Origin of the sequence: Reyranella sp., assembly GCF_965249915.1 — a bacterium.
In the GTDB taxonomy this organism is placed as follows: Bacteria; Pseudomonadota; Alphaproteobacteria; order Reyranellales; family Reyranellaceae; genus Reyranella.
In genome coordinates, this window is sequence record NZ_OZ252257.1 from 3,585,568 (window position 1) to 3,599,132 (window position 13,565).

The window sequence follows — 13,565 nt, forward strand, 5'->3', positions numbered from 1 at the left end:
TCTAAGCTAGGCCGCAAGGCGCTATATCTCAACCTCTTCCCCGCCCGCCTCTATTAGAAATCGCGAAAGAGCCGCCTTTCGGGAACCCCTATCAAGGGCGTAGGCAGTCTTCCTGAATTCCCTGCCGTCAAGGAGGCCCTGTATGAAGCATGAAATCGTATCGGCGGCCATGATCAGAGCTGTGTCGAGCGTATGGATGTACTTGCTTGTAACTGATCCCTTGGAGTGGCCGACGAGCGCAGCGATGGTGGCTTCGGTGAAGCCGAGGTCATTCCCGATACTGGCGAAGCTATGCCGGAGGACGTGCGGCGTCACACCAACAAGCGGCGAGTCCTTGAATATCTGCTCCCAATGATTCGGGAAGCTCCCAAACACATTGTCATCGTCCTGGCCTGGGAAGACATAGGTGTTCTTTTGATCCTTACGCCGTTCCTCAAGATACTCGACTACTGGAAGCCCAATCGGACGGATGGAGGCCCCCTCCTTGCTATCAGCGAGGCGCAGACAGCTGCCTTCCGTATCGGCTTCTGTCCACATCAGCTTGATCATTTCCGTGCGACGGCAGCCAGTCAGGGCGATCTGTCGAATGATGTCGACCGTGATCGCATACTTCTCATTCTCGGCGGCCTCCCGCAGCATCTCGCCCAAAGTCCGATACTCGGCGTGAGTGAGGCGGCGGTTGCGAACGTTGTCTTTCGGCTTTCTGATACCATGTGCTGGATTGCGGTCGATGATGCCGGCCTCGACCGCATAGGTGAGGATGCCTCCGAGCAGTCCGACCGTCCGGGCCGCCGTTCCCGCGCCGCCACGCACGATCGCTCTGCCGCGCAGCTTCTCGGTCTTGACTGACACGCGCGTCTTCCCGGCCATGATGTCCTTCAAGACTCTGTTAATGTCGGCGTTGGAGAGATCCTTGACCCGTCGCGTACCGATCAATGGAATGATATGTCGATCAATGCGGCCTGTATCGGTGTCAACCGTTGTAGCCTTCTTCGGGCGGCCACCCTTCCCGAGGATAAGTCCGGCATTCAGATCAGCGACATAAAGGGCGCAAAGCTCCTTGACGGTTATTGCCTTATGATCGAGTTGGCGTTCTTCAGCGGGGTTGTCGCCGCGCGCGACACGCCCAAGCTGAGCCTTGGCTTCCTGCCGAGCTGTCTCGGGCGTCCACACGCCATGTAGACCAATGGTGTAGCGCCGCGTCCGTCCTTCGGCACGGTACTGGATCAGGTAGCTACGTTTGCCCGAAGCAAAAACGCGCAAGCCGAAGCCAGGCAGGTCATCGTCCCAGACGAAGTAGTCCGCTTTGCGGATATCGGCCGCGTCCACGGTGCGCTTAGTCAGCTTCGTCATGCGACGTTCTCCCCGCTGGAGACGGACTGCTTTCGCGGAAGCACCACGGAAGCAGCCGGTCGGAAATGGGAGCGAATGCTCGAGTACCCATTTCGGTCAAAGAAGTCGAAAGATCTAGTAATTTCAAGTACATATCGCATCGTAGCGTGCCCTATCGTGCTATTCGGAGGAGCCGGCAAAATTGCCTCCGAAGGCAGAGGTCGTGAGTTCGAATCTCGCCGGGTCCGCCATTTAGCGCTTTGAAACTGAATCCAAATTCGGATTCAGCGTTCGAAGGCTTCGATATGTCCCACAGGTCCATCCCACAGAGCACGAATTGTCGCGCGCGGGTAACTGTGATCACTTTGTTTGTGAAGCCTGTAGAGGCTGTGGCGCCAGCCTATTCGTCGGACTTACCCGGCATTGCAGCCATCATTCATCGACCTGCTATTTTCCGAGCATGGCACGAATTTTTAGCGCAAGTGCGTCAAGCGCGAACGGCTTTGTCACCATCTCCATGCCCGCGGACAAGAATGGCGAATGGCCGGTAGCGTGCTCGGCATAACCGGTGACGAAGAGGATCTTCAGTGCGGGCCGGTGCCTGCGGGCGATCTCCGCGATCTGGCGGCCGTTCATTCCCGGCAGCCCGACATCTGTGATCAGAAGATCAATCGTGGTGTTGGAGGTCAGGACCGGTAATGCGGCCTGGCCATCGCCCGCTTCCAGACAGGAGTAACCAAGTTCCCTCAGCACATCCGTGATGATCATGCGGACGTGCGAATCGTCCTCCACGACCAGAACAGTTTCTCCGGAGCCCTTTTCGAATTCCTGGTTGGCCGCAACAGCGCGCGGCTGCACATCGCCTGCGTAGCGCGGCAGGTAAAGCCGGAAGTACGTGCCATGGCCGACTTCGCTTTCGACCCGGACGACACCGCGCGACTGGCGTGCGAAACCGTAGATCATCGACAGGCCGAGGCCCGTCCCCTGCCCGATCGGCTTGGTCGTGAAGAACGGCTCGAATACTCTGGCAACGACGTCGGACGGCATTCCGGACCCGGTATCGCGGACACCGATCACGACGTAGTCGCCGGGCTCGACCTCCTCCTGGCCGAAACGCTGGCGTTCCTGCACGACTTCGTTGGTTGTCGTGATGACGAGGTCCCCGCCCCCGGGCATGGCGTCACGGGCATTGATCACGAGATTCAGTATCGCGTTCTCGAGCTGGTGCGCATCGGTCAGCGCCGGCCAAACCCCGGCCTCCAGCGCGAGTTCAAGCCTGACATTCTCGTTAAGCGTCCGGCCCAACAGGTCTTCCATGCCGCCCACGAGCCGGTTGACGTCCACAGCCTTGGGGTCGAGCGGCTGGCGGCGTGCGAAGGCGAGCAGGCGGTGCGTCAGAGCGGCGGCGCGATTGGCCGAGGCGATGGCACCATCCATGAAGCCCTGCAGGTCGTCAAAGCGGCCCGCCCGGATGCGGCGCTTCAGGACCTCCATCGAGCCGATGATGGCGGTCAGTATATTGTTGAAGTCGTGGGCGATGCCGCCGGTGAGCTGGCCGATCGCCTCCATCTTCTGCGAATGGCGCAACGCCTCCTCGGCCTTCGCCAGGGCCTTCTCGGCCTCGCGCTCGGCGGTGACGTCGCGTCCCACGGCCTGCACCAGACCGTCGCCCGCGACACCGCTCCATTCGACCCGCCGGCTGCCACCGTCGGCCGTCCGCATTCCGACCTCGATCCGCCGCGGGGCGCCTTCGGTAAAGAGGGTCTGCAACTCCGCCCTGAACCGCGCGCGGTCCTCCTCGACGACGAAATCGAACAGACTTGCGCCGACAAGAGAGGGTTCCGGCCACCCGAGCAATTGGGTCCAGGCCGGATTGATCGAATTCATGGTGCCGTCGCGATCGGCGACAACCATCACGTCTGCCGACAGGCTCCACATGCGCGTGCGATCGGCGGTACTCTGCGCCACACGGCGCTCGAGGGTCCGGTTCAGCAGGCGCAGTGCGTCGACGGCCATGCGACGCTCGTTCACGTCGCGCAGGATCACCGTGACGAAGACGCGCTTGTCCGATTCCCAGCGCGAGGCGGAAGCTTCTAGGTAGCTGGGCGTGCCACTGCGCCGTTCCGCCACCAGTTCCACCGGACGGGCGAGCGGCGTGCCCGACAGGACCGACCGGAAGGCGTTGCTCCAGTCGGTGGGATCGCGCAGCAGTGCTTCGAGCTTGCGCCCCACCAGCTCCGTGGTCGCGTAGCCGAACTCCTGCGCGGCGGCCGGATTGACGAGTTGAATCGTGCCGCCGGAGTCGAGCGTCAGGATTGCGTCGGGTGCACCGCCCACAACGGCGTCGTAACGCGCATTCTGGCGCTCCCGCAGGACCTTTTCCCGACCGACCGTGGCGGTGACGTCGGTGAACTGGACTAGGCAGTGCCGCGTGGGCGGATCGCCCAGCGGGCCGATCGCCAGGTTGTGGATCAGCGGCTGGCCACTGCGCGTGCGCAGGGGAAGCGGCGGGTGGAGCGCGTGGGTGAGGAGGCCGGACGTCCCCAGTTCGAGCGCATGCGACACGGCGGAAGAGAAACGCGCCGTGATGTGCCCAGGGAACAGCACGTCGAGAGAGCGGCCGATCGCCTCGCTTGCTGGAATGGCGCTGGCGGATTCCATCCAGGCGTTCCACGCCCGGACGCACTGATCCCCGTCGAGGATGACCAGTCCAATGTCGACCGCGTCGAATGTCGACACGGCGGGATGAAAGTCAGGAGTGATCATGGAGCGGCACGACGCCGCCCGCCGTGCGATCGATGAACTCGCGCAACATGACCTTCATCACGGCCAGGGAGGGCATGTCCATAAGCATCGCGATGTAGCCACGAATGTCGCGGCTGCGAAGCGCGAAGTCGATGTAGAGAAGCATCACGACCTCGCCTGCCTCGGGCGGCGGCGCGAGGCTGAAGAACTTGGACGCGTCGCCACGCAGGATCTCGGGCAACGACATCTTGAGGCTTCGTTGCAGCATGTTCGCCATGGTGGCCAGGCAACCGTTCAGGATGACGTTGCCGATCTCGGCCAGCGCTTCGTGCTCGAGCTCGATGATTTCCTCGAGGCTGAGGTCGGGGCCGGCGACGGCGCGGACCAGTTCCAGGCTCTTGGTATCCGGAAAGAGCAGTAGGGCGCGCCCCACGATGTCGCCTTCGAAAACCTGATGCACACCCACCAGCGTGTCGGGGTTGCCCTCGCCCAGGGTGGCGATCGCCTTCTCGCGGCTGACGAGGGCCACTCGCGGTACCGAGAGATGGACCTGCTCGCCGACCATCTCACGCAGGCTCGCCGCCGACCGGTTGACACCGATATTGACCATCTCGGTCAGAGCGTCGAGCTCGAGTTCGTCGAGGATCTCTGTCACGTCTTTGCAGCTTCGAGACGCTTTACCGCGGACTCGAGGAACGTGCGCAGCGCCGCTTCGGTCAGCGGCTTGGCAAGAAACGTGGCACCCGCCTCCCCGACCCTCTGGACGATCTCGGTCTGGTGGTTGGCCGAGATGACCGCCAGGGGCATGCCGGGCTTCAGCGCGTGAAGCTCGGCAACGAGCGCGAGACCGTCGCGACCGGGCATATTGAAATCCAGCACCGCGAGGTCGACCGCGGTCTCGCCGACCCGCGCAACCGCTTCGTCGGCGTTTGCCGCCTCGACCCGGATCCAGTCGGGATGGACAGCCGCCAGCACCTTGGCCACGGCCATGCGGGCCAGCTTGCTGTCGTCCACGATCAGAATTCTGTAGCTCATCGCCCCGTGTCTCCCCCGGCGACGTGTACGTCAACACCCAATGTCGTTTCTGTTCGATGGGTAACGTTGAGACGCACCGATATCAAAGAAATTCTCTCACATCGAGTACAATCAGGACGCGACCGTCGCCCATAAGGGTCGTGCCGTCGATGCCTGGCACCTCCGCCAGCAGGCCATCGGGCGCCGTCAGCATCGCGTCGAGCCGGTCGCCCAGCCGGTCGACCTCCAGGCCGCCCAGCTGGCCCATCGCGCTGACCACGACGATGATTGCGTCAGCCGCCCCGACAGCACGCTCCCAGCCCAGCGCCTTGCCCAGATCGATGACGGGAATCGTACGATTGCGCAGGACGAAGGCCCGCGCCGCGCCCACGGAAGCAATGGCGGTGCGCGGGACGCGCACGGTCTCGACCACCGCTTCCAGGGGCAGGCCGAACATCTGCCCGCCCGCCTCGACGGTCATGACCCTCGTCATCATCACCGTGAACGGCAGGTTGAAGCGCACCAGCGTACCGAGCCCGGGCCGGCTGGTGAGGAAGACCCTACCGCCCAGCCGTTCGACGGTCGTGCGCACGACGTCCATGCCGACACCGCGACCGGACAGGTCGCTCACGGCCGCCGCCGTCGAGAAGCCCGGTGCGAAGATGAGGTCCATCGCCTCGGCGTCGCTCATCGTGTCCAGAAGCATCTTCGATGCCACACCGCGCTCGGCGGCCACGGCGCGCACCCGGTCGAGGTCGACGCCGCGACCGTCATCCTCGACCTCGATGACGATGTGCTCGCCCTGGCGCAGCGCGCGCAGGTGGATTGTGGCGATCGTGGGCTTGCCCAGGGCGACGCGCTCCGCGGCCGTTTCAAGCCCGTGATCGAGGCTGTTGCGGATCACGTGCAGAAGCGGCTCTGAAATCGCGCTGACGATGGTCTTGTCCGCCTCCGTGGCAGCTCCCTCGACCATGAGACGCGCCGGCTTGCCCAGCGCACTCGCCATCTCTCGCACAAGTCGCGGGAAGCGCTGGAAGGCCGTCTGGAGCGGCAGTACGCGCAGCGCCACCACCGACCGCTGCAGGTCCGCGACCAGACGCTCGAGACGCAGATGTTGCGCCTTCAGCTCGGCCGCCGCCTGCCGCGGATCGCTCTCGCCCTCATCGATCAGGCGTACGCAGTGGCCGAGTGCGTTCTTGGCGACGGTGAGTTCGCCCGCCAGCTTCACCAGCGCGTCGATCCGGTGGACGTCGACACGCACCGACGTCTCTGCCGGCGCCGCCCCAAGATTCCCGGCCTGCGACGCCGCCGCAGGCCAAAGCTCCTTCAGCAGGTCGGCCACCCCCTCCCCGACCGACTCCGGCGGCACCGTCGCTCCGGCGAGGTTTTCGAGCTGCTCGGCCGCCGAAGCCCTGTCGATCGCTCGCAGGACACGGGCTGCGACCCGGACGGCGGATGCCCGACGACCCGCAAGACCTGCTGGCGCGGCATCGCGCAGGAGCATGAGCTGCTCTTCCAGGATGCCGCGCGCAGCCTGGGGCAACGAGCCGCCCTGTCCATCGACGTCGGGCGACGTTTCCGGCCGGAGGTCCGGCGATGCTTCGGCGCCCGCCCCGGCGGCCTCGCTGACCAGACGGAATTGCCGGACGATCTGGTCGGCGCGGGCCTGGGCGTCGGCGGGGACTTCGCCCGTGGCCTGCATCTGGTCCATCCATGTCGTCACCTGGTCGAGGCAGGCGAGGCAGAGATCCGTCAGCGCGGCGGTCATCACGACCGCGCCCGATCGCACGGCAGACAACACGTCTTCGCCGGCGTGAAGCGCCTGCGCCATGGCCTCGAAGTCGACGATACCGGCCGCGCCCTTGAGCGTGTGAAAGGCGCGGAAGGCGCTGTCGAGACGCTCCCGGTCGCCGGGATTCTCCTCCAGCGCGAGCAGGTCGTCGCTCCCCTGCGCCACCAGCTCACGCCCCTCGATGAGGAACTGCTCGATGAACTCGTTCATCGAGGGCCCCCGCACATCAGCGTCACATGCTCGATGAGGATATCCGGGCGAACCGGCTTCACGAGATAGAAGTTGGCGCCGGCTGCCCGCGCCGCCTCCCGGTCGTGCGCCGCCGCCTCGGTGCTGACGACCAGCGCGGGCAGCGATCCCTCGATGCCATCCAGAGCCCGCAACGCCGCGAGGAATGTGACGCCGTCCATCTGCGGCATGTTCACGTCCACCACCGCCAGGTCGAAGGGCTCGGCGAGAATCTTCTCCAGCGCCTCGACTCCGTTCAGGGCCTCGACCACCGAGAAGCCGGCTTTCTCCAGCACGTCGCGGTGAAAGCGGCGCACGAGGCCGGCATCGTCGACGATCAGAATGCGCCTCGACGAGGAAGCATCATCCATGGGCTTTCCCCCGCGGTCGCTGGTAGACGATGGCATCGGCGAAACGGCGTACCTCGAACAGAGGCGACACGCGACTCATGGATTCCGTGTGGCCGAGGCAGATGAAACCACCCGGTGCGAGACTTTCATAGAGGTTCTCGGCGGCCAGGCGGCGTGCGGCATCGTCGAAATAGATGAGGACGTTGCGACAGAAGATGACGTCGAAGGTGCCATGCGCCCGCACCGATCCGGCATCGACGATGTTGACGGGACTGAACTGCACGGAGTCGCGCAGATCGGAAACCAGGCGCCACTGATCGGGGCCGGCCGGCTCGAAATACTTCTCCACCAGCGAAGGAGTCAGTCGCATCAGGGCGCGCGCGCCGTAGAAGCCGGCACGGGCCGCCTCGATGCAATCGGTGTCGATGTCCGATCCGACGATTTCGATCTCGTGCGTGTCGACCTCGGGCCAGTTCTCGAGCAGCCACAGCGCGAGCGAATACGGTTCCTCGCCGGTCGAGCACGGCACCGACCACAGGCGATACGGCGCACCCGGCGGTTTCGCGCGCATGCGCTCGGCCAGCATGTCGTTGGTCAGGCAACGAAGCTGGTGGTCCTCGCGGTAGAAGTACGTCTCGTTGACGGTGAAGGCGTTGATGAACTGCTCGATCTCGCCCTTGCTGTCGGCCCTCAAGCGGTGGAAGTAAGCGGAGAAATCCTCGTAGCCGAGCGCGGCCATCCGCTCGGCGATGCGGCGATGCACGTAGTAGCGCTTGGTCTCGCCGAAGACCATGCCGGTGCGCCGGTAGAGGAATTCGCTGATCTTGCGGAACTCCTCCTCGGAAACCGGCGGGAACTCAGTCACGGGAACCCGCGCGCTGGGACTCGATCCGCTCGCACGCCACGGCGATGCTGAACGCCAGGAACGGGTCCGTCGCAAAGCGCTGCTCGCAGCGGATGAGGGCCGCCAGCAGTCCGCTGTCGCCCACTTCGCACGCGACCTCCAGTGCTGCGGCACAGACATTCGCATCGTCCTCGCCCTCCAGCACGGCCGCCAGCAACCGGTTGGCCTGGCTCTCAGGCTGCTCCCGCACCAGCTCGCAACTCAACAGCCGGACATCGGCGTCATCGTCGCTCAACAGCGCCGGGAGGTGGGGCGCGACGGCAGCCGGCATCGCGCGCAGCGCATCGAGCGCGCCCGTCCGCAGGCTCGCAACGTCGGACCTGAGATGAGGCAGCAGCGCGCTGGCGCTTTCGGCCGAACCGATCCGCGCAAGGCTGGTGAGGATCGCCTCGCGCACGCGCGGTTCGCGTTCGCGCGGCAAAGCCTCGGCCAGAGCGGCAACGGCCTCGGGATGCGAGGCGGCAGCGCGGGCGGCGGCCCAGCGTGCGTCGTCGTCGCCGGCCGCCAGGCTGTGGGCATTAAAGCTCACCGGCTGTGACGCTGCCGGCCCGCCCGGTGGCTTGCGAACCAGGGGCATGTCAGGGCACCAGCCGCACGAGCCGCGGGCCGATCTCGGGCAGCGGCAGGGTCCACTCCGCCCCGCCCCGCCGCACCAGTTCGCCCGGCATGCCCCAGACGACGGCGGTTTCCTCGGATTCCGCAATGGTGCGGCCGCCGAGGCTGCGCAGCGAGGCCATCGCCTGCGCGCCGTCGGATCCCATTCCCGTCATCAACACCCCGATCAGCTGAGTCGGTGCCACGTGTTCCATCGCGCTCACAACGAGACGCTCGGTACTTGGATGCCAAGGATAGTCGGGATCGGCCGCGCGGGGCATGGCGACCAGTCCCCCGGTCAGCCGCGCCACGACGACATCGGCGTCTCCGCGACCGATATAGACATGGCCTGGCCGCAAGGAGGTGGTGCGGCTCACCTCCTTGACGGTCACCGCACAGAGCCCGTCCAGCCGTCGCGCCAGGGCGCCCGTGAAGGCCGCCGGCATGTGCTGGGCCACAACGACCGGCCACGGGAAGTCGGCGGGCAGCGCCGTCAGCAGCGCCTCCAGCGCCGGCGGTCCACCAGTCGACGTGCCCACGAGCACGAGCCCGTCACCCACCGCCGCGATGGGCTCGGGCTCGGGCCCGGCCGGCCTCTGGGTGGGTCGTCGGGAAGCGGCCGAGGCCGCGCCGCCAATGCGGTGGCGGATGCGGTCGCGCAGGCGCGTGCTCGAGCGGATTCGTGCCTGCGAGGCCGCCCGCACGCGGCCGACCAGATTCGCCTTCAAGGCATCGAGATGCAGCGAGATCGCACCCTCGGGCTTGGCGACGAAATCGACGGCACCCAGCCGCAGCGCTTCGAGGGTCGCCTCGGCGCCCTCGGCGGTTAGCGACGAGACCATGACGACCGGGCGCGGCGCTTCGACCATGATCCGGTCGAGGCAGGCCAGCCCGTCCATCTGCGGCATGTTGATGTCGAGGGTCACGACCTGGGGGTCGAACGATGCAATCCGTTCGAGGGCCTCGACGCCATTGCGGGCGAACTCGACTTCGAACTCCGGCTCGCCGGCGAAGATCTGACCGAGAAGCCGCCGCATCAACGCCGAATCGTCGACGACGAGCAGGCGGATCACGGACGCGCCTTCTCCGGTTTCTCCAGCGCGTCGAGCAGGCCGCGTTCGGCCCGCGTCAGCAGTTCAGCCGGATCGAGGATGAGAACGATGCGCCCTGCCCCGTCGAGGTTGACCACGCCCTGGACGAGGCGGACCTTCTCGCCGGTGAGGCTGGGCGCCGGCTCGATCTCGTCGGCCAAGCAGCGCATCACCTCCGACACCGAATCCACGATGAGGCCGGCTCGATGCTGTGCCGTCCGCACCACCAGCAGACGCCGCGCGCGGCTGTCTGCCATCGCCGGAAGATCGAAGCGACGGCGCTGGTCGACCACCGGCAGGACCTCGCCGCGCAGGTTGATCACGCCTTCGAGGAACTTCGGCGTCTTGGGAACGCGCGTGATCTGCTCGGGAACACGGGCGACCTCGTTCACCGCCTCGATGGGCAGCGCGAACTCGTCGTCGGCCAGGCGAAACACCACGAATTGCCGTTCCTCGCCCCGCTCCTGTTGCGTCTCGTCGCTGCTGGCCGGCACGGCGGACCGCGCGGCCCCCAGTCGCTGCATGACCTCCTCCTTGAACAGGGTTCGTGGCTCCAGCAACGATACGAGGCGGCGGCCGCCCTCGCCGCGATAGATCGCCGTCACCCGGGCCTCGCCCCCGATCCGGGCCGCGAGCACGGGCGGCACCTCTTCGATCGAGTCGGCATCGGCCGCGAACAGCGTACGCATGCGATCGGCCATCAGGCCGACGAGCGCCGGGCCGATACGCGCGACGACGACCTTCTCGCGGCCGGTCGACTGGGTCGACTCGGCGAAGCCCAGCAGCCCGCGCAGCGACAGGAGCGGCAGCAGGCTGCCGCGGAACGACGCGACGCCGAGTACGGCGCCGTCACTGGCCGGCAACGTCGCACGGCCGGCCGGCGCATCGATGATCTCCTGCACCGAGCCGAGATCGAGGGCGAATTCCTGCCCCGCCACTTCGAAACTGACCAGCCGTCGCCGCTCGTCGTTGGCGCCGGGCGCGGTTTGCGAACGACCGGCAGCGGATACGGCGTGGCGATGGCGCGGACGATCCTGCGCTATGAACGCGGCCGCGATCAGCGCCGCCACGTCGACGATGCTGGCGACGGTATCTGAGTCGCCGACGGCGAAAGCGCCGCGGAGTGTCTCGCCAGGCCGGGCCGCCAGCTCCGCAGGCCGCGTTTCGATCCGGTCGTCCGCGATCGTGACCAGCGCCTCAACCGAATCGACCGCCAGCGCGACCGGAGCGGCGCCGTCGAGCACGAGGGCGCGTGTGGCCGGCGCATCGGTAAGGTCCAGCAGCCCGCGCAGCCCCGCCACCGGCAGCACCGCCCCGCGCAGATTGGCGACGCCCAGCAATCCTTTCGGTGCATGCGGTACGCGGGCGAGCGCCGGCATGAGGATGACCTCCGTCACCTCTTCGGCCGGCAGGGCATAGAGCCGATTCTCGACGCGAAACGTCAGGAAGCGCCGCGTTGCCACCGCGGAAATCTGCGGGGACGCCGCTGGAGAGACCGTTGCGGTCGCCGCCACGTCAGCTCCGATCCCGGCGCAACTCGTCGGCAAGGGAGGCGATCTCCTCGATCGCGGCGGCAAGGTCCTCGGTGCCGCGGGCCTGCTCGGCCGATGCCTGCGCGGCCTGGCGCGATGCCGCACTCGCCTCTTCGGCGGCGGCCGCGATCTGCCGTGCACCGGCGGCCGTCTCGACCGTGGACGACAGGATCTGGTCGGCGCTGTGCAGGATTTCGCGAGTGGCGTTGGCCAGCGTAGAGGCCTCGTCCGTCACCTTCGCGAAGACGGCCTGCAGGGAACGGTTGGCCTGGACCTCGACATCGACCGCGGCAACGATCTGCTCGAGGTCGCGCCGCACCGAGGCGATCTGGTCGAGGATGCCGCCCACCTTGTCCTTGATGGTGTCGGCACTCTCCGCCGCCTCGCGGGCAAGACCGCGAATGTCGTTGGAGACGGTGGCGAAGCCCCGCCCGGCGGCACCGGCCCGCGCCGCCTCGATCGATCCTGTCACCGCCAGCATCGTGGTCTGCACGACGATCAGCGAGATGCCGCTCACGATCTTCTCGATGCGACGGCCGACCGCTTCGAGTCGGCCGATCGTCCCCAGGGCGGCGCGCGATTCTTCCAGTCCACCGGCGACACCCGCCAGCAGGTCGTCGACCGCGGAGGCGCTTTCCCCCAGCATCGTGCGCAGTGCCGCCAGCCGCTCCTCGGCGCGGGTGGCATTGGTCTGAGCCGCCCGGGCATTCTTCTCGATCTGCGTCAGCGCCGCCGAGGTCTGCTGCGTCGCCGCCGACTGCTGTTGCGCACCCCGGCTGATCTGCGACACGGCGCTGTTGATCTGCTGCGCAGCGCCGGACAATTCCTGCATTGTTGCCGACAGTTGCTCGGCCGTGGCGCCGACCTGCTCGGCGGCCGCCAGCGTTTCGTCGCCCGCCCGGACCTTCTCGGCGATCCGCGCCAGTGCCTGGGCGGCGAGCTGCCCCTGGTCGAGTGCCTTAGACTGCTCCTGCACCGCGACTTGCGACTGGCCCGCCGCCGCGGTCTGCTCCTCGGCCGCCTCGGCAACCAGCATCGCACCCTTCTGGGCTTCGCTGGCGGCGCGTTCGGCCTCAAGCACACCGGTCAGCGTATCGTCACTGCCACGGGCTATCGTCTGGAAGTCCTGCCTCAAGGTGGTGAGGGTGGTCACAACCGCCCCGCCCGCCTTCACCTGGCTGGCGGCGGCCGCCGCAGCCTTCTGCAAGGCGGCGGCAACGTCGCGCACGTCCGCCTGGATCTCGTCGGCGAGCTTTTGCACGACCTGCGCGCTCTTCTCGGAAGTCTCGGCCAGCGCCCGCACCTCATCGGCCACGACGGCGAAGCCCCGTCCCTGCTCACCCGCCCGCGCGGCCTCGATGGCGGCGTTGAGCGCCAGCAGGTTGGTCTGGTCGGAGATCCGGCTGACCGACTGGGTGATTGCCGCGATGTCGCCCGCGCGGCGCTCCAGCTCCGTGACCAGCGCCACGGACTCACCCTGCCGCTGGCCGTTGCGCTCGATGGCGCGGGCCGACGTGGTGATCTGGCCCGCCGCTTCTGCCAGGGAGAGTTCGGCGACTTCGGTGCGCCGCCGGGTCACGTCGGCCAGGCTGCGAGCCGAGGCGAGACTCGAGACCACACGCTTGATGGCCGCCGCCTGTTCCTGCGACGCACCGGCCGCTTCGGCCGCGCCGCTGGCGATCTGGTCCATCGACCGGCGCAGTTCCTCGGCCGCGGCCGAGGCCTCGGTGAGACCGCTCGCCAGTTCCTCGGTCGCAGCCGCCAACCGCTCCGACACCTTGCCGCGCGTAACGGACGTGCCCCTGGCCGCAGCACCGGACCGGCCGGCCGGCGTCGCAACGGACGCGCCTGCAGGGGCAGCCGCCTTGGTGCTCGCGGCGCCCGCGCGGCCGGCGGTGAACTTGGTCTTCTTGACGAGAGCCATCGAGATCCCTGCACTTGGATTGCGGGATCACCCTAGTTCAATCCGCACTCTGCTCCAAG

11 protein-coding genes are annotated in these 13,565 nt (G+C 66.9%); all 11 read right to left on the reverse strand.

Annotation, left to right across the window (positions count from 1 at the left end):
* Positions 1–21 precede the first annotated feature (21 nt).
* Positions 22–1,353, reverse strand: a complete 1,332-nt coding sequence (locus tag ACP15H_RS17815) for a tyrosine-type recombinase/integrase (RefSeq protein ID WP_425067491.1) — start codon at positions 1,351–1,353, stop codon at positions 22–24.
* Positions 1,354–1,779: 426 nt separating this feature from the next.
* Complete coding sequence (locus ACP15H_RS17820; RefSeq protein ID WP_425067492.1) at positions 1,780–4,098, reverse strand: PAS domain S-box protein; 2,319 nt, start codon at positions 4,096–4,098, stop codon at positions 1,780–1,782.
* Entirely contained in the window at positions 4,085–4,732 is a 648-nt protein-coding gene (locus ACP15H_RS17825; RefSeq protein ID WP_425067493.1) for a chemotaxis protein CheX, read from the reverse strand. The genes ACP15H_RS17820 and ACP15H_RS17825 overlap by 14 nt, the downstream gene beginning before the upstream one ends.
* The gene (locus ACP15H_RS17830) at positions 4,729–5,112 is read right to left on the reverse strand and encodes a response regulator transcription factor (protein ID WP_425067494.1); all 384 of its coding nucleotides are present in this window, start codon (positions 5,110–5,112) and stop codon (positions 4,729–4,731) included. The genes ACP15H_RS17825 and ACP15H_RS17830 overlap by 4 nt, the downstream gene beginning before the upstream one ends.
* A gap of 82 nt (positions 5,113–5,194) precedes the next feature.
* Positions 5,195–7,093, reverse strand: coding sequence for a chemotaxis protein CheA (locus ACP15H_RS17835; protein WP_425067495.1), 1,899 nt, complete (start codon positions 7,091–7,093; stop codon positions 5,195–5,197).
* Positions 7,090–7,482: a response regulator gene (locus tag ACP15H_RS17840; protein ID WP_425067496.1), complete on the reverse strand. Its 393-nt coding sequence runs from the start codon at positions 7,480–7,482 to the stop codon at positions 7,090–7,092. The genes ACP15H_RS17835 and ACP15H_RS17840 overlap by 4 nt, the downstream gene beginning before the upstream one ends.
* Complete coding sequence (locus ACP15H_RS17845) at positions 7,475–8,326, reverse strand: CheR family methyltransferase (protein ID WP_425067497.1); 852 nt, start codon at positions 8,324–8,326, stop codon at positions 7,475–7,477. The genes ACP15H_RS17840 and ACP15H_RS17845 overlap by 8 nt, the downstream gene beginning before the upstream one ends.
* Positions 8,319–8,894 carry a HEAT repeat domain-containing protein gene (locus ACP15H_RS17850; RefSeq protein ID WP_425067498.1) on the reverse strand — a complete coding sequence of 192 codons (576 nt, stop codon included), beginning with the start codon at positions 8,892–8,894 and terminating at the stop codon, positions 8,319–8,321. Before ACP15H_RS17850 ends, ACP15H_RS17845 begins: the two co-directional genes overlap by 8 nt.
* Before the next feature lie 49 nt (positions 8,895–8,943).
* Entirely contained in the window at positions 8,944–10,032 is a 1,089-nt protein-coding gene (gene cheB / locus ACP15H_RS17855; protein WP_425067499.1) for a chemotaxis-specific protein-glutamate methyltransferase CheB, read from the reverse strand.
* The gene (locus tag ACP15H_RS17860; protein ID WP_425067500.1) at positions 10,029–11,513 is read right to left on the reverse strand and encodes a chemotaxis protein CheW; all 1,485 of its coding nucleotides are present in this window, start codon (positions 11,511–11,513) and stop codon (positions 10,029–10,031) included. The genes cheB and ACP15H_RS17860 overlap by 4 nt, the downstream gene beginning before the upstream one ends.
* A 52-nt stretch (positions 11,514–11,565) precedes the next feature.
* On the reverse strand, positions 11,566–13,506 hold the full coding sequence (locus ACP15H_RS17865) for a methyl-accepting chemotaxis protein (protein WP_425067501.1): 1,941 nt from the start codon (positions 13,504–13,506) through the stop codon (positions 11,566–11,568).
* Between the last annotated feature and the right edge of the window lie 59 nt (positions 13,507–13,565).